Origin of the sequence: Streptomyces sp. CA-179760 (assembly GCF_050937045.1) — a bacterium.
Taxonomy (GTDB): domain Bacteria; phylum Actinomycetota; class Actinomycetes; order Streptomycetales; family Streptomycetaceae; genus Streptomyces.
The window spans coordinates 4,871,560-4,887,542 of the sequence record NZ_JBNJLZ010000001.1 but is presented as its reverse complement, the minus strand read 5'-3'; the positions used below and the strand labels follow the sequence as shown (position 1 = coordinate 4,887,542).

The window sequence follows — 15,983 nt, the reverse complement described above, 5'->3', positions numbered from 1 at the left end:
GAACAGGAATCACAGCGTCCGCAGCAGCACCGCCGGCTGTTCCACGCAGTCCGCCACATAACGGAGGAAGCCGCCCGCCGTGCCGCCGTCGCACACCCGGTGGTCGAAGGTGAGCGAGAGCTGGACGACCTGCCGCACGGCCAGCTCGCCCTCGTGCACCCATGGCTTGGGGACGATGCGGCCGACGCCGAGCATGGCGGCCTCGGGGTGGTTGATGATCGGAGTGGATCCGTCGACGCCGAAGACTCCGTAGTTGTTCAACGTGAAGGTGCCGCCGGTGAGTTCGCCGGGCGTCAGCTTCCCGGCCCGGCCCGCCTCCGTCAGCCGGGCGAACTCCGCGGTCAGCGACTCGGCGTCCCGCGCGTGCGCGTCCCTGACCACCGGGACCACGAGCCCCCGGTCGGTCTGCGCCGCGAAGCCCAGGTGCACGTGGTCGAACTGGACGACCTCCCTGGCCTGCGCGTCCACGGTGGAGTTGAGCTCGGGGAAGCGGGCGAGGGCCGCGGTGCAGATCCGGGCCAGCAGGGCCAGGAGGGAGATCTTCGGCCCGCCTGCCGCGTTCATGGCCGTCCGGGCCCGCATGAGCTCCGTGGCGTCGGCGTCGACCCAGCAGGTCGCGTCCGGGATCTCGCGGCGGCTGCGGGACAGCTTGTCGGCGACGGCGCCGCGCATGCCCTTGAGGGGCGTACGGATCTCGCCCGGGGCGGCTGCCGTGGTGGAGCGGGGCGCGGGGGCCGCCGTCTCGGCGGGGCGGGGCGCGGCACGCAGGGCGTACTCCACGTCCGCCCGCAGGATCAGCCCGTCGGGCCCGGAGCCGGTCAGCTCCCGCAGGTCGAGGCCGTTCTGCCGGGCCAGCCTGCGCACCAGGGGCGAGATCACGGGGAGGGGTCCGTCCTCGGCCTCGGGGACACCTGCCCGCCCGTTCACCGCCGTGGTGAGGGCGGCACCGGCTCCCCGCTCCTGCCGCACCCTGCGCCGCCGCGCGGGTGCCTCGGAGGTGCCGTACCCGACGAGGACGTTGCCCGAGCCCTCGGCGGCGGAGCCCTCGGTGCCTGAGCCCTCGGTGCCTGAGCCCTCGGTGCCGGACAGCGGCCGTTCCCCCACCGCCACCGTGATCAGGGGCGCCCCGACGGGCAGTTCCGTGCCCTCCTCGCCGAAGCGGGCCGTGACCACACCGCCGTAGGGGCAGGGCACCTCGACCATCGCCTTGGCCGTCTCGACCTCGACGACCGGCTGGTCGATGGCGACCACGTCGCCGATCTCCACCAGCCAGCGCACGATCTCCGCCTCGGTGAGCCCCTCCCCGAGGTCGGGCAGCCTGAACTCCAACACCTGTGCCATCAGCTCTCGGCCTCCCACTGCAGACGCCCCACGGCGTCCAGGATCCGGTCCACACCGGGCAGGTGGTGGCGCTCCAGCATCGGCGGCGGATACGGGACGTCGAACCCGGCGACGCGCAGCACCGGCGCCTCCAGGTGGTGGAAGCAGCGCTCCGTGACCCGGGCCGCGATCTCCCCGCCCGGGCCCCCGAAGGAACCCGACTCGTGGACGACGACCGCACGTCCCGTCCGCCGCACCGAGGCGCACACCGTCTCGTCGTCGAACGGCACCAGAGAGCGCAGGTCGACGACTTCGAGGTCCCAGCCCTCGGCCCGGGCCGCCTCGGCCGCCTCCATGCAGACGGGTACGGACGGCCCGTACGTGATGAGTGTGGCGCTCCGGCCCGGGCGCCGCACCACCGCGCGGCCTATCGGTTCAACGGGCGCCGGCTCCTCGGGGTTCCAGGAGTCCTTCGACCAGTACAGCCGCTTCGGTTCCAGGACGACGACCGGGTCGTCGGAGGCGATGGCGGCGCGCAGCAGGCCGTAGGCGTCGGCGACGGTGGCGGGCGTGACCACATGGAGCCCCGGAGTCGCCATGTAGTACGCCTCGGAGGAGTCGCTGTGGTGCTCCACCCCGCCGATGCCGCCGCCGTAGGGGACGCGGATGGTGATCGGCAGGGGCATCTTGCCGCGGGTGCGGTTGCGCATGCGGGCCACGTGCGAGATGAGCTGCTCGAACGCCGGGTAGGCGAAGGCGTCGAACTGCATCTCGACGACCGGCCTGAGGCCGTACATCGCCATGCCGACGGCCGTGCCGAGGATGCCCGCCTCGGCGAGCGGGGTGTCCGTGCAGCGGTCCTCGCCGAACTCCTTCGCGAGTCCGTCGGTGACGCGGAAGACACCGCCGAGGGTGCCGACGTCCTCGCCCATGACGTGCACGGCGGGGTCGGCGGCCATGGCGTCGCGCAGCGCGCGCGTGAGGGCCTGCGCCATGGTGGCCGGCTTGACGGCGACGGTGGTCATCGGTGCGTGCCCCCGTCCGGCTCGGTCTCGGCCTCGGCCGCCAGTTCGGCCCGCAGCTGGTCCCGCTGCTCGCGCAGCTGGGGGGTGGGCTCGGCGTATACGTGGGTGAACAGGTCCATCGGGTCGAGCGCCGGGTCCTGGTTCATGTGGGCGCGCAGCTCGGCGGCCATCGCCTCGGCGGCGTCCCGTGCGGCCTGCTTGCCGGCCTCGTCGAGCAGGCCGCGGCCGGTCAGCTCCCGCTCCAGCAGCTGGATCGGGTCGTGCTCGCGCCAGGTCTCGACCTCGGCGTCACCGCGGTAGCGCGTCGCGTCGTCGGCGTTGGTGTGGGCGTCGACGCGGTAGGTGATCGCCTCGACCAGGGTGGGACCGCCGCCGGCGCGCGCGTGCCGTACGGCGTCGGAGAGCACCTCGTGCACGGCCGCGGCGTCGTTGCCGTCGACCAGGCGGCCGGGCATGCCGTAGCCGACGGCCTTGTGGGCCAGCGACGGGGCCGCGGTCTGCTTGGCGAGCGGGACGGAGATCGCGAAGCCGTTGTTCTGCACCAGGAAGACGACCGGGGCCTGCCAGACGGCGGCGAAGTTCAGCGCCTCGTGGAAGTCGCCCTCGCTCGTGCCGCCGTCGCCGACCATGGCCAGCGCGACCACGTCGTCGCCCTTGAGGCGGGCGGCGTGCGCGAGGCCCACGGCGTGCGGCAGTTGCGTGGCGAGCGGGGTGCACAGGGGGGCGACCCGGTGCTCGTACGGGTCGTAGCCCGTGTGCCAGTCGCCGCGCAGCAGCGTGAGGGCCTCGACGGGGTCCACGCCACGGGCCACCACGGCGAGCGTGTCGCGGTAGCTCGGGAAGAGCCAGTCCCGCTCCTCCAGCACGAGCGCGGCGGCGACCTCACAGGCCTCCTGGCCGGTGGTCGAGGGGTAGACGGCGAGGCGGCCCTGCTTGGTGAGAGCGGTGGCCTGCGCGTTGTAGCGGCGGCCTCGGACCAGCTGCGCGTACAGCGTCCGCAGCAGTTCGGGGTCGGCTTTCGCGGCGGCCTCGGTGCCGAGGACGCGGTACGGCTCGGCGTCGGGCAGCAGCGGCACGGGGTCCATGCGGGGCTGCCAGGCGGGCGGCGGGGTAGGCCGGTACGCGCCCCGCTGCTCCATGACCGTCATGACGGCACCTCCTCGTGGGAGTGGCTACGGGAGGCGTGTCGGCTGTGACCCGCCTCACCTACCGATTGTTCGGTCGACGGCGCAATTTGGCTATGGGTGGCCTCAGGCTGTGGACAAACGGTTCTCCACAGCCTGTGATGGACGCAGTACGTCCATGGTAGGGAGGTCGGCGCAGGTGGCATCTGAACAAATGGCCGAGAACATGAACGGGAGCCAGGACGACAGCGGTGCGCTGCCGCCCCCGCGCCCACTGGACGCCATAGATCAGGACATCCTGCGCATGCTCCAGGCGGACGGCCGCGCCTCGATACGGTCGGTCGCCGAACGCGTCCATGTCTCGCGCGCCAACGCCTACGCCCGCATCAACCGGCTCGTCGAGGACGGTGTCATCCGCGGCTTCGGCGCCCGCGTCAACCACCAGCGGGCCGGTCAGGGGACGTCCGCGTACATCACGCTGAAGATCGTGCAGAACTCCTGGCGCACGGTGCGCGAGGAGCTCAGACAGCTGCCCGGCGCTTCCCACATCGCCCTGATGGGCGGGGACTTCGACGTGCTGCTGCTGGTGCACGTCTCCGACAACCGGTCCCTGCGCGAACTGGTACTGACCCGCCTCCAGGCGATCCCGCAGGTGCTCAGCACCCGCACGCTGCTGGTGTTCGAGGAGGAGGACCTGGAGCCGCGGAGCTGAGGCTCAGGCGCCCTTCCGGAGCCCCCGAACGCCAGCCGCACCACCGCGTCGGCCACCTCGCGCTCGTTCATCCCCCGCCCGTCCGGCCGGTACCACTCCACGAGCGAGTTGATCATTCCGAAGACCAGCCTGGTCACCAGGCGGACCTCTATGTCGCCGCGCACGTCCCCGTCCGCCGCAGCCGCCTTGATCAGGTCGGCCACCCGGTGGTCGAAGTCGCGGCGCCGCTCCAGGGCCCACCGCTCGGTGTCCGTGTTGCCGCGCACGCGCAGCAGCAGGGTCACGTAGGGCAGCTCGGCTATGAGCACCTCGACCATGCGCCGCACGACGTACTCCAGGCGCTCGGCGGACCGCCCCACGCGCGCGTGCTCCTCGTCGAGGATCCCGAAGAGGCCGTCCAGGGCCCGGCTCACGGCGCGGCGCAGCAGCTCCTCCTTGCCGGCGACGTGGTGGTATATCGACGACTTGGAGATGCCCGCCGCCTTGGAGAGGTGCTCCATGGAGGTGCCGTCGTAGCCGCGCTCGTTGAACACCTGGACGGCGACGGACAGCAGGGTGTCCGGGGTGTACGTGTCGCGTTTGGCGGTGGTCATGAGGCTGTGCCCTCCCGCTTGTCGGAGGCGTGGGCGTGGCGGTACAGCGCGAGGGACGGCGTGTAGCGCCCCGAGGGGTCGCGCATGTGGAGGTCGTCCAGGAGCGCGTAGGCCCAGTAGCGGCCGAGTTTCCGGCTCCACTCGAAGGGCCCCAGGGGGTAGTTGACACCGAGGCGCATCGCGGTGTCGATGTCCTCCTCGGTGGCCACGCCCTTGGCGACCGCGTCGTGCGCCAGGTCGATGATCCGCGCGACGGTGCGGGCGACGATCATGCCGGGCATGTCGCCGATGAGGCTGACCCGCTTGCCCAGCGCCTGGAAGAGGCCGATGGCCTCGGCGAGGGTCTGGGGGGAGGTGTCCTGGGAGGCGGACAGGGCGATCCGGGTGGCCTTGCGGTAGTCGAGGGCGAGGTCGAAGTAGACGACGTCCCGGAACTCCACGGAGGTCTGCCCGTCGGCGAGGGCGAGCTGTCCGCCGCTCGGCAGCACCATGCGGGTGCCGTTGTCGTCGTCCTCCTCGCGGACCGGGATGCCCGCCTCGCGGATCAGCGCGAGCAGGTCGGACGCCGGGCCCAGGTCGCCCTCGGCGACGACGTACGCGGGCTGCTGCCGCCGCTCCGCCGTGTCCGGATCCGGGCGCTCGGCGCCGTCCTCGTGGTCGTACCAGCCCTGGCCGGTCTTGCGGCCCAGCCGGCCGGACTCGACCAGGCGCCGCTGGGCGAGGGACGGCGTGAAGCGCACGTCCTGGAAGAAGGACTCCCAGACCGACCGGGTGACCGACTCGTTGACGTCCTGGCCGATCAGGTCGGTCAGCTCGAACGCGCCCATCCGGAAGCCGCCCGACTCGCGCAGCACGGCGTCGATGGTGGCCGGGTCGGCGCCCTGCGCCTCGTACACCGCGAAGGCCTCGGCGTAGAAGGGCCGGGCGATGCGGTTGACGATGAAGCCGGGGGTGTCCGCGCAGGCGACCGGCGTCTTGCCCCAGGCGCGGGCGGTCTCGTACGCGCGCGTGGCAGACGAGACGTCGGTGGCGAACCCGGAGACGACCTCGACCAGCGGCAGCAGCGGCGCCGGGTTGAAGAAGTGCAGACCGACGAAGCGGCCGGGGGAGCGCAGGGCGCCGCCGATCGCCGTGACGGACAGGGACGAGGTGTTGGTGGCGAGCAGGCAGTCGTCGGCGACGACGCCCTCCAGCTCGCGGAACAGGTCCTGCTTGACGTCCAGCCGCTCCAGGACCGCCTCGACGACCAGGGCGCAGTCCGCGAGCTCGGCGAGGGCATCGGCGGGCAGCAGCCGGGCGCGGGCGGCGTCCCGGTCGGCGCCGGTGAGCCGCTCCTTCTCGACGAGCCGGTCCAGGCGCGCGCCGATCTCGTCGGCGGCCTCCCGGGCCCGCCCGGGAACGGTGTCGTACAGCCTTACGGGATGGCCCGCGACCAGCGCGACCTGGGCGATTCCCTGGCCCATGGTGCCGGTGCCGACGACGGCCACGGGGCTGCTGAGGTCGAGTGCTGTCATGTGCGCGATCCTCCCGCACGGGGTTTTCCACAGATGCGGCGGACCCCCTTGAGCCGACCGATCGTTCGGTTACTCTAGCTGTGTCCGAGTGTTCCTGCCCAGGTTTCTGCCCAGGTCATGAACTCGACGAAGAGTTCTTGAGACGAGGAGTTGGTCACCCATGACCGCCGCACTCTCGGCGCACGAGCTGATCGCCCGGCACCGGTCCACCCTCGACCAGGCGCTGGAAGCGATCCGCACGCGCGCGTACTGGTCCCCGCACCCCGAGCACCCCAAGGCCTACGGGGAGCACGGCAGCCTGGACGCGGCGGCGGGCAAGGCCGCCTTCGACGCCCTGCTCGGCTCCCGCCTCGACCTGGGCCAGCCCGGCACCGACGACTGGGTGGGCGGCGAGACGTCCCCCTACGGCGTCGACCTGGGCGTGACGTACCCGCACGCGGACCTCGACGTGCTGCTGCCCGCCATGAAGGCCGGTCAGCGGGCCTGGCGGGACGCGGGCGCCGAGCAGCGCGCCGTGGTCTGCCTGGAGATCCTCAAGCGCGTCAGCGACCGCACCCACGAGTTCGCGCACGCGGTCATGCACACCTCCGGCCAGGCCTTCATGATGGCGTTCCAGGCGGGCGGGCCGCACGCCCAGGACCGCGGCATGGAGGCCGTGGCGTACGCGTATGTGGAGCAGGTGCGCACCCCCGACAACGCCGAGTGGACCAAGCCGCAGGGCAAGCGCGACCCGCTGGCCATGACCAAGCAGTTCACGCCGGTCCCGCGCGGCATCGCCCTGATGATCGGCTGCAACACCTTCCCGACGTGGAACGGCTACCCGGGCCTGTTCGCCTCCCTCGCCACGGGCAACGCGGTCCTGGTCAAGCCCCACCCGCGCGCGGTGCTGCCGCTCGCGCTGACGGTTCAGGTCGCGCGCCAGGTGCTCGCCGAGGCGGGCTTCGACCCGAACCTGGTCGCGCTGGCCGCCGAGCGCCCCGGCGAGGGCATCGCCAAGACCCTGGCGACGCGCCCCGAGATCCGGATCATCGACTACACGGGCTCGACCGAGTTCGGCGACTGGCTGGAGGCCAACGCCCGCCAGGCCCAGGTCTACACGGAGAAGGCCGGCGTCAACACCGTCGTCGTCCACTCCACGGCCGACTACAAGGGCATGCTCTCCAACCTGGCGTTCTCGCTGTCCCTGTACAGCGGCCAGATGTGCACGACCCCGCAGAACCTCCTCGTCCCCCGCGAGGGCATCTCCACGGACCAGGGCCCCAAGTCCTACGACGAGGTGGTCGCCGACCTCGCCCAGTCGGTCGACGGCCTGCTCGGCGACGACGCCCGGGCGAACGCGCTGCTCGGGGCGATCGTCACCCCGGACGTGAAGGCCCGCCTGGAGGCCGCGACAGGTCTCGGCGAGGTCGCCCTGGCCTCCCGGGAGATCACCAACCCCGACTTCCCGGGGGCGGTCGTCCGCACGCCGGTGATCGTGAAGCTGGACGGGGCCAAGCCGGACGACGAGGCCGCGTACATGAGCGAGTGCTTCGGGCCGGTGTCCTTCGCCGTCGCCGTCGACTCGGCCTCGGACGCGGTGGAGTTGCTGCGGCGGACCGTCCGCGAGAAGGGCGCCATGACCGTCGGGGCGTACACGACCGACCCGGAGGTCGAGCAGGACGTGCGGGAGGCCTGTCTGGAGGAGGCGGCGCAGTTGTCGCTGAACCTGACGGGTGGGGTGTATGTGAACCAGACGGCCGCGTTCTCCGACTTCCACGGGTCCGGGGTAACCCTGCGGCCAGTGCGGCGCTGTGTGACGGGGCGTTTGTGGCCAACCGGTTCAGGGTGGTCGAGGTGCGGCGGGAGGCCTAAGAGCTCGGGGGCGCGGTGATTGTGCGAGTGCGGGTTGTTCGTGGTTGTTCGCGCAGTTCCCCGCGCCCCTAGAGGGACGCTCCCGTACCCGCGCTCCAGTGGTACAGCGTCATCGCCACACTCGTCGCCAAGTTGTAGCTGCTGACCTGCGGACGCATCGGCAGGGACAGCAAATGGTCGGCCCGCGCGCGCAGTTCCGTCGACAGGCCCGTGCGTTCCGAGCCGAACGCGAGGACGGCGTCGTCCGGGAGCTTGACGCCCCGGATGTCGTCGCCCTCGGGGTCGAGGGCGAACAGCGGGCCGGGTGGCAGGTCGGGGACCTCCAGCCGTTCCACCACCGTCGCGAAGTGCAGGCCCGCCCCGCCGCGCACGACGGTCGGATGCCAGGGGTCGACCGTCCCGGTCGTCACCACGCCGGTCGCGCCGAAGCCGGCGGCCAGACGGATCACCGCCCCCGCGTTGCCCAGGTTGCGCGGATTGTCGAGGACCACGACCGGTGTGGTGCGGGGCGTGTGCGCCAGCCGCTCGAGGTTGGACTCGCGGGAGGGGCGCACGGCGAGCGCGGCCACGGCTGTGGGGTGCGGGCGCGGCACGAACGACGCGTACGTCTCGTACGGCACCTCCGTGAGCAGCGCGCCCAGCGCGTCCCGTACGTCCGGGGCCAGCTCGTCGGCGAGGGCGAGTGCGGCCGCCCGGTCGGCGGTGACCGCCACCGGCACCTCGGCGCCGAACCGCACGGCGTGCTTGAGGGCGTGGAAGCCGTCGAGCAGGACGGTGCTCCCGGCGAGCCGGTGCCAGACGGTCAGGGGGTCGGTCATGCCCCGAAGCCTACGTTCGTGGCCCGGGAACTCTCGGGGGCGTGCTGCCCGGGCACCGGCACGCGCCCGCCGCGCCGGCGCGGCAGCCGGTCACGCGCGCGTGCCGACCAGTCTCCCAGGCGGCGCAGGAAGGACGTCGGCAGGAACACCGCGTCGGCCGCGATCATCGCCAGCGAGAAGAACGGCAGGCCCAGGACGACGGCGATCACGGCGTGCTCGGTGATCATGAGCGCCAGCAGGACGTTCTTAACCCGCCGGTTGAACAGCGTGAACGGGAAGGCGACCTGCACGAGGACCGTCCCGTAGGTCACGAGCATCACCATCGTGCCGCTGGAGGACAGCAGGTCGGCCAGGGAAGGCCAGGGCGAGAAGTACTCCAGGTGGAGCGGGTAGTAGACGGCGGTGCCGTCCTGCCAGCGGGAACCCTGGATCTTGTACCAGCCGGCCGTCGCGTAGATCAGGCACGCCTCCGCCATGATCACGAGCAGGGCGCCGTTGTGCACGATGTTGGCGACGACGTCGAGCAGGATCCTCGGTTCGCCGGTCTTCGCGCGGCGCCCGGCCAGCCACCACAAGGCCTGCGCCGCCCACACGGTCCACAGCAGCACGGGTATCAGCAGTTCGTCGCCGTCCATCCGCCCGGCCAGGGTCGCCGCGAGGAGCACGACCCCGAGTACACCCCACAGGGCCGGGCCGGTCCGGTCCCCGACCCGCTCGCCCCGCGTGCGGGCCTCCCGGGCGCGCGCGGCCCGCCGGGCGTCCAGCGACCACACCTGGGCACAGCGCGTGAAGACCAGGTAGATCGACATCAGGTGCAGCACGTTGTCGCCGCCGTCGCCCATGAAGACGCTGCGGTTCTGCAGCGACAGCACGCCGACCATGAACAGCACCGACATGGTGCGGGTGCGCCAGCCCAGCAGCAGCAGGGCGCTGGACAGGATCGCGAGCGCGTAGACGAACTCGAACCAGAGCCGGCCGTCCGACCACATCAGGGGGGTGAAGGCCTTGTTGGTCCCGATCAGCTGCTCTGCGAGACCCCAGCTCCAGGGCCCGTCGGGACCGTAGAGCTCATGGCGGTGGGGCAGCTCGCGCAGCAGGAACAGCAGCCAGGTCGCGCTGAAGCCGATACGGATCACGGCCGTCTGGTACGGGCCGAGGGCGGCCTCGGTGACCCGGGCGATGCCACGCGAGACGGCCAGCGAGAAGCGGTTCACCGCACGCCTCCCCTGGCCTCTTCCCGCGGCACCGGCCACCAGGGCAGCTCCCGGTAGGACGGCGTCGTGGCCACCTTCTCCCGGCTCCACTTCGGCGGGGGCACGTTGGTGGTGCGGGAGCGGACCTGGACGCGTTCGATCACACCGCCGTCCCCGGCCGTCGCGCCCGCCGCGTCGTCGCGGTCGAGGCGCAGCACCACGATCCGGCGCAGATACGACTCGGAGAGCGAGCCGCGCAGGCCCACCGGGCGGCTCTCGCTGTCGTGCGTCGCGGTGAAGAAGTCCCAGGCGCGGCGCAGCTCGTTCTGCTGGGTGTGGCTGGGCAGCAGATTGCCGTCGATGGCCCGGCCGTCCTCGGCGGACAGGTCGTACCAGCCGGTGCTCAGCTTCTCGCCGTCCTTGCCCCGGACCTCGGCGCGGGCCTGGATCGAGATGTCCTGCTGGAGCGGGTTCGGGGCGAAGAGCTTCCAGTTCTGCTCGAACTCCGGATAGATCCAGTCGTCCACGGCACTGCCGTGCTCCTTGGTGACCGTGTTCGCCGGCGCGACATGCAGGAACGTCATCGCGATGTGCACACAGACCCCGATCGCGACGACCGCGAGCGCCACCGCGACACCGATCTGGTACGGGAGGGAGAGCGCGGCGATGCCGGAGCGGGGCGGGTCGGGCGGACCCGGCTCGGCGAGCCCGGACGGGCCGTCCGGCCCGTGCCGGGCGTTCGAGCCCTCGTCGTACGCGTCCAATTCCGCCCCGTTCCAGATCCCGGTCCGTCGTACCGCCCGCACACCACCGCGCGGCGTCGGCACGGGCACGGTACTCAGGCCACCCGCCCCGGCACAGCCCCTGACCGCCGGTCCCGGCCGTGGCCGTCGCCACACCGCGAGACCGACCGTACGGCGCCACGACCGCCCGGGGGGACACCTCCGTACGGCGCCACGACCGCCCGGGGGGACACCTCCGTACGGCGCCAGCGACCGCCCGGAGGGACACCATACGGCGCCCGCCCGTACGCCCATTCCCTTCTGCTAGAACCTGTTCTATCTTGACGCCCCGTCAGCTCAACGGGATCGGCCCGGAAGGACAGGCACCGTGGACTTCACCTTCACCGAGGAGCAGCAGGCGGCGGCCGAGGCGGCGAAGGGCGTGTTCGCCGGGGTCGCCCCGGACGCCGTGCCCAGCCCCGCGCTCACCCCCGGCGCCGTCGCCGAGACCCACGACCACGCCCTGTGGGCCCGGCTCGCCGACGCGGACCTGCTGAGCCTGCTGCTCGACGAGCGGTACGGCGGGGCCGGCCTGGACGCCATCGCGCTCTGCCTGGTGCTGCGGGAGTCGGCGCGGGTGCTGGCCAGGGTGCCGCTGCTGGAGAGCGGCGCGGCGGCGGCGGCCGTCCAGGCCTTCGGCAGCGACGAGGCGAAGTCCGCCCTGCTCGCCCGGGCCGGCCGCGGCGAGATCGTGCTGACCGTCGCCGCGCACGGCCGCACCGGCCACGACCCGGCCGAGCTCGCCGTGACCGCACGGCAGGACGGCGGGGCCTGGGTGCTGGACGGGGTGCAGACGGCCGTGCCGTGGGCCTACGACGCGGACGTCACGGTCGTACCCGCCCACACCGCGACCGGCCGGACCGTCCTGGCCCTGGTGCCCCGTGATCACCCCGGAGCCGTCCTCGCCGAGCAGTTCTCCACCAGCGGTGAGCGCCTCGGCGAGCTGCGGCTGGAGTCGGCCCGGCTCACCGCGCGGGACGTCATCGACGCCGACGGGGCGTGGGAGTGGCTGCGGAACCTGCTGTCCACCGGGACGTGCGCGCTGGCGCTCGGGCTCGGAGAGCGCGTGCTGCGGATGACCGGGGAGTACACGAGCGAACGGGAGCAGTTCGGATTCCCGATCGCCACCTTCCAGGCCGTCGCCGTGCAGGCCGCCGACCGCTACATCGACCTGCGCGCGATGGAGGCCACGCTGTGGCAGGCCGCGTGGCGGATCGCCTCGGGGGCACCCGGCGCGCTGCCCGCCGCCGGTGACGTCGCCGTCGCCAAGATCTGGGCGGCGGAGGGCGTACGCCGGGTCGTGCAGACCGCACAGCATCTGCACGGCGGGTTCGGCGCCGACGTCGACTACCCCCTGCACCGGTACCACGCCTGGGCCAAGCACCTGGAGCTGTCGCTCGGCCCGGCCGCGGCACACGAGGAAACCCTGGGCGACCTGCTGGCGGCACACCCACTGGCCTGAAGGCCCTCGACGAGAGGCGCTAGAGGACGAACCCCTGCTGCCCGTCGTCCGTCACCACGGGACGCCCCGCCGCCTCCCACACCTGCATGCCGCCGTCGACGTTCACGGCGTCGACGCCCTGCTGGGCCAGGTACATCGTGACCTGGGCGGACCGGCCGCCGGAGCGGCAGATCACATGGACGCGGCCGTCCTGCGGGGCGGCCTCGGTCAGCTCGCCGTACCGGGCGACGAACTCGCTGATGGGGATGTGCAACGCCCCTTCGGCGTGACCGGCCTTCCACTCGTCGTCCTCCCGGACGTCCAGCAGGAAGTCGCCGTCCTTGAGGTCAACGACCCCGACCGTGGGCACACCAGCTCCAAAACTCATGCGTCCGACGCTACCCGACCCACCCTGTGGGCGACGCGGCTCAGCCCTCGCCGAGCAGCGTGGCCAGCTCCGTCTCCCGCTCGGTGACCTGGCTGCGCAGCTGCTGCCCGATCTCGTCCAGGAGCCGGTCCGGGTCGTCCGGGGCCAGCTGGAGCATGTGGCCGATGGCGCTCTCCTCCAGCTCCTTGGCGAGCAGGGCGAGCAGTTCCTTGCGCTGGGCGAGCCATTCGAGGCGGTTGTAGAGCTCCTCGGCGCGGCTCGGGCCGCGCTTCAGCTCCGGCCCCTTGGCCCACTCCTCGGCGAGTTCGCGCAGCTCCGCCGCGTCGCCACGGGCGTAGGCGGCGTTGACGCGGGTGATGAACTCCTCGCGCCGCTCGCGCTCCGTCTCCTCCTGGGCCAGGTCCGGGTGCGCCTTGCGGGCCAGGTCACGGTAGAGCTTGCGGGCCTCCTCGCTGGGGCGGACCCGCTGCGGGGGCCGGACCGCCTGGTCCGTGAGCATCGCCACGGCCTCCGGGAAGAGGCCGCTGTCGTCCATCCAGCCGTTCAGCAGCTCCTCGACACCGGGGATCGGCGCCAGCCGGGACCTGGCCTCCTCCGCGCGCCGCAGGTCGTCGGGGTCGCCGCTGCGGGCGGCCCTGGCCTCCAGGATCCGGGCGTCCAGGTCCTCGAGCCGGGCGTACAGCGGACCGAGCTTCTGTTCGTGCAGCCGGGAGAAGTTCTCGACCTCCACGCGGAAGGTCTCCACCGCGATCTCGTACTCGATCAACGCCTGCTCGGCGGCCCGCACGGCCCGCTCGAGCCGCTCCTCGGGCCGGGCCGCGTCACCTTCGGCGCGGGCCGCGTCGCCCTCGGGCGTCACCCGTTCCTCATCGGCGCCGCCACCGCCCTGCTCAGCTTCCGGGGTCGTCACCCGACCAGCCTAGGCCACGCCGCACCCTCCGCCGTGCCCCGGACGGCCACCCGCCGAAGCACCTCAGGGGTCACAGGAGTCACAGAAGTCACAAGGGTCACACCCCCATCTCCGCGGCGACCTTCCCCGCCCGCACTCCCTCCACCAGCTCCGCGTGATCCGCCTCCGTCCGGTCCGCGTAGGCCACGGCGAACCCCGCCATCGCCTCGTCCAGCTCCTCACTCTTGCCGCAGTACCCGGCGATCAGGCGGGGATCGGCGCTGTGGGCGTGCGCCCGGGCCAGGAGCGCGCCGGTCATCCGGCCGTAGTCGTCTATCTGGTCGGCGGCCAGGGCGGCCGGATCGACGCTGCCCTTGCGGTTGCGGAACTGGCGGACCTGGAAGGGGAACCCGTCGACCGTCGTCCAGCCCAGCAGGTTGTCGCTGACGACCTGCATCCGCTTCTGTCCCAGCACGACCCGCCTGCCCTCGTGCACGGCCTCCGGCGCCTCGAAACCGGCCGTCACCAGATGCGGCACCAGCGCCGAGGCCCGTGCCTCCTTGACCTGGAGCACCAACGGCTCGCCCCGGTGGTCCAGGAGCAGCACGACGTAGGAACGGGTGCCGACGCTGCCGGTGCCGACGACGCGGAACGCCACGTCGTGCACCGAGTGCCGGGCGAGGAGCGGCAGGCGGTCCTCAGGCAGGGTGCCGACGTACTCCTCCAGGGATGCGGCGACCGCCGCGGCCTCCGCGTCCGGGACGCGCCGCAGCACCGGCGGGGCGTCGACGAACCGGCGCCCCCCGCCCGGCGTGGCCTGGGTCGACTTGGCCGCGAAACGCCCGCTCGTGTTGTGGCGGGCCTTCTCGGAGACCCGCTCCAGGGTGCCGAGCAGGTCATGGGCGTCCGCGTGGGAGACGAGCTTCTCGTCCGCGATGGCGTTCCACGCGTCCAGCACCGGGAGTTTGGCCAGCAGTCGCATGGTGCGGCGGTAGGCGCCCACCGCGTCGTACGCCGACTTGCGGCACCGGTCCTCGTCCGCTCCGGCCTCCCGGCCCGCGAGCACCAGGGAGGCCGCGAGACGCTTGAGGTCCCATTCCCAGGGGCCGTGCACCGTTTCGTCGAAGTCGTTCAGATCCATCACGAGGCCGCCGCGCGCGTCGGCGTACAGGCCGAAATTCGCCGCGTGGGCGTCGCCGCAGATCTGGGCCCGGATCCGGGTCATGGGGGTGCGCGCCAGGTCGTAGGCCATCAGGCCGGCCGAGCCGCGCAGGAACGCGAACGGCGTGGCGGCCATGCGGCCGACCCGGATCGGGGTGAGCTCGAGGAGCCTGCCACGGCCCGACTCCTCGACCGCGCTCACCGCGTCGGGCCGGGACGCGTCCAGGTCGAGCAGGGAGTGCGCACTGCGCGGGATCCGCTTGCGCAGGGCCTTGCCCTCGTCCTTGGGCGACCCCTCGGCCGGCCGGTCGGCGAACCCGCGCACCCGCGGAAGCCGACGGTCCGCCCCGTTCGCTGCCATGCCCTCGGCCCCCACGCCAGCCCTGGTCATCCCAACCGCCTCCCCCGCACGCGCACGAACATCAACTCGTGCCGACCGTACATCCGGGCGGCTGAAACGCGTCAGACCCTGTGGACAACTCCCGGCTGTGGACAACTCACGCGGGAGCGGGCAGCACCTGCCCTTCCGCCACCTCGGCGAGCACCTGCTCCACCCGCCCCACCGAGACATCGATCCGGGCCAGGACCGCGGGCACGCAGATACTCGGCAGGAAGTGCTCGAACATCACGACGACCCGGCGTTCCAGATCCCGCCGCTGGCAGCGCAGCTGGGACAGCAGCTGCACCCCGGAGAAGCTGCCGACCAGCAGTTCGGCCGTCTCCGCCACGTCGACGTGCTGCAGCAGTTCGCCCTGTGCCTTGGCCTCGGCCAGCCGCTGCACGTTCTGGTCGAACCACATCCCGAAGGCCTGTGCGCGGTCGAGGTCCATGGCGCCCTGGTCGAGGGCGAGCCCCACACTGGCCCGCACCAGCGGCTCGGACCGCAGCCGGCGGGCCAGCACCAGACCGGAGTCGACGAGTTCCTGGAGCTTGCTGGACTGCGGGGGCAGGGTGATCGCGAGCTGTTCCTCGAACACCCCGGTCGCGAGCTCCTCCTTGGAGCCGAAATGGAAGTACAGCGCGCCTTTGGTGACGCCCGCCCGGTCCAGGATCTCTCCGATGGTCGCCGAGGTGTAGCCGCGTTCGTCGAAGACGGCCGCCGCCGCCTCCAGGATGGTCCGCCGGGTGCGGATCGCGCGCTCCTGTCGCGCCATCGGGTGCCTCCTGATCTC

General features: G+C 72.5%; 13 protein-coding genes and 2 pseudogenes. 3 read left to right on the top strand and 12 right to left on the bottom strand.

Going from position 1 to position 15,983, the window contains the following annotated elements; genetic code table 11:
* Positions 1-9 precede the first annotated feature (9 nt).
* The 3 genes from ACQEV8_RS22055 to pdhA are packed head-to-tail and all read right to left on the bottom strand — an operon-like array spanning position 10 to position 3,493.
* A complete protein-coding gene (locus ACQEV8_RS22055) occupies positions 10-1,341 on the bottom strand; it encodes a dihydrolipoamide acetyltransferase family protein (protein WP_432962718.1) in 1,332 nt (443 codons plus the stop codon).
* Positions 1,341-2,345 carry an alpha-ketoacid dehydrogenase subunit beta gene (locus ACQEV8_RS22050; RefSeq protein ID WP_175433613.1) on the bottom strand — a complete coding sequence of 335 codons (1,005 nt, stop codon included), beginning with the start codon at positions 2,343-2,345 and terminating at the stop codon, positions 1,341-1,343. The genes ACQEV8_RS22055 and ACQEV8_RS22050 overlap by 1 nt, the downstream gene beginning before the upstream one ends.
* Positions 2,342-3,493 (bottom strand): pyruvate dehydrogenase (acetyl-transferring) E1 component subunit alpha, encoded by a 1,152-nt coding sequence (pdhA, locus tag ACQEV8_RS22045; protein ID WP_432962715.1) that lies wholly within the window; start codon positions 3,491-3,493, stop codon positions 2,342-2,344. The genes ACQEV8_RS22050 and pdhA overlap by 4 nt, the downstream gene beginning before the upstream one ends.
* Before the next feature lie 202 nt (positions 3,494-3,695).
* Between pdhA and ACQEV8_RS22040 the strand changes: the two genes are divergently transcribed.
* Positions 3,696-4,181 carry an Lrp/AsnC family transcriptional regulator gene (locus tag ACQEV8_RS22040; protein WP_432972896.1) on the top strand — a complete coding sequence of 162 codons (486 nt, stop codon included), beginning with the start codon at positions 3,696-3,698 and terminating at the stop codon, positions 4,179-4,181.
* A gap of 8 nt (positions 4,182-4,189) precedes the next feature.
* Here ACQEV8_RS22040 and ACQEV8_RS22035 read toward each other — a convergent pair.
* Positions 4,190-4,774 (bottom strand): annotated as a pseudogene (locus ACQEV8_RS22035) (TetR/AcrR family transcriptional regulator); the annotation flags it as partial.
* The gene (locus ACQEV8_RS22030) at positions 4,771-6,288 is read right to left on the bottom strand and encodes a 3-hydroxyacyl-CoA dehydrogenase (RefSeq protein WP_432962713.1); all 1,518 of its coding nucleotides are present in this window, start codon (positions 6,286-6,288) and stop codon (positions 4,771-4,773) included. The gene ACQEV8_RS22030 and the pseudogene ACQEV8_RS22035, both read right to left, overlap by 4 nt.
* Before the next feature lie 160 nt (positions 6,289-6,448).
* On the opposite strand from ACQEV8_RS22030, the pseudogene paaN reads away from it, so the two are divergent.
* A pseudogene (paaN, locus tag ACQEV8_RS22025) lies at positions 6,449-8,139 on the top strand (phenylacetic acid degradation protein PaaN).
* Between the two features lie 68 nt (positions 8,140-8,207).
* Here the strand turns inward: paaN and ACQEV8_RS22020 are convergent.
* Genes ACQEV8_RS22020 through ACQEV8_RS22010 form a run of 3 tightly spaced genes read right to left on the bottom strand, consistent with a single transcriptional unit; the run spans position 8,208 to position 10,914 of the window.
* The gene (locus ACQEV8_RS22020; protein ID WP_432962711.1) at positions 8,208-8,957 is read right to left on the bottom strand and encodes a TrmH family RNA methyltransferase; all 750 of its coding nucleotides are present in this window, start codon (positions 8,955-8,957) and stop codon (positions 8,208-8,210) included.
* Entirely contained in the window at positions 8,954-10,171 is a 1,218-nt protein-coding gene (locus ACQEV8_RS22015; protein WP_432962709.1) for an HTTM domain-containing protein, read from the bottom strand. The genes ACQEV8_RS22020 and ACQEV8_RS22015 overlap by 4 nt, the downstream gene beginning before the upstream one ends.
* Positions 10,168-10,914, bottom strand: coding sequence for a DUF5819 family protein (locus ACQEV8_RS22010; RefSeq protein ID WP_432972893.1), 747 nt, complete (start codon positions 10,912-10,914; stop codon positions 10,168-10,170). Before ACQEV8_RS22010 ends, ACQEV8_RS22015 begins: the two co-directional genes overlap by 4 nt.
* A 346-nt stretch (positions 10,915-11,260) precedes the next feature.
* Here ACQEV8_RS22010 and ACQEV8_RS22005 point away from each other — a divergent pair, with 346 nt between their 5' ends.
* Positions 11,261-12,394: an acyl-CoA dehydrogenase family protein gene (locus ACQEV8_RS22005; protein WP_432962705.1), complete on the top strand. Its 1,134-nt coding sequence runs from the start codon at positions 11,261-11,263 to the stop codon at positions 12,392-12,394.
* A gap of 19 nt (positions 12,395-12,413) precedes the next feature.
* On the opposite strand, the gene ACQEV8_RS22000 is transcribed toward ACQEV8_RS22005, so the two are convergent.
* The 4 genes from ACQEV8_RS22000 to ACQEV8_RS21985 form a co-directional block, all read right to left on the bottom strand.
* Entirely contained in the window at positions 12,414-12,743 is a 330-nt protein-coding gene (locus ACQEV8_RS22000) for a rhodanese-like domain-containing protein (protein ID WP_432972890.1), read from the bottom strand.
* 58 nt (positions 12,744-12,801) lie between these two features.
* Positions 12,802-13,671, bottom strand: a complete 870-nt coding sequence (locus ACQEV8_RS21995) for a hypothetical protein (RefSeq protein WP_432962704.1) — start codon at positions 13,669-13,671, stop codon at positions 12,802-12,804.
* 97 nt (positions 13,672-13,768) lie between these two features.
* Complete coding sequence (locus ACQEV8_RS21990) at positions 13,769-15,202, bottom strand: DUF2252 domain-containing protein (protein ID WP_432962702.1); 1,434 nt, start codon at positions 15,200-15,202, stop codon at positions 13,769-13,771.
* Positions 15,203-15,308: 106 nt separating this feature from the next.
* Positions 15,309-15,965 (bottom strand): ScbR family autoregulator-binding transcription factor, encoded by a 657-nt coding sequence (locus ACQEV8_RS21985; protein WP_432962700.1) that lies wholly within the window; start codon positions 15,963-15,965, stop codon positions 15,309-15,311.
* Between the last annotated feature and the right edge of the window lie 18 nt (positions 15,966-15,983).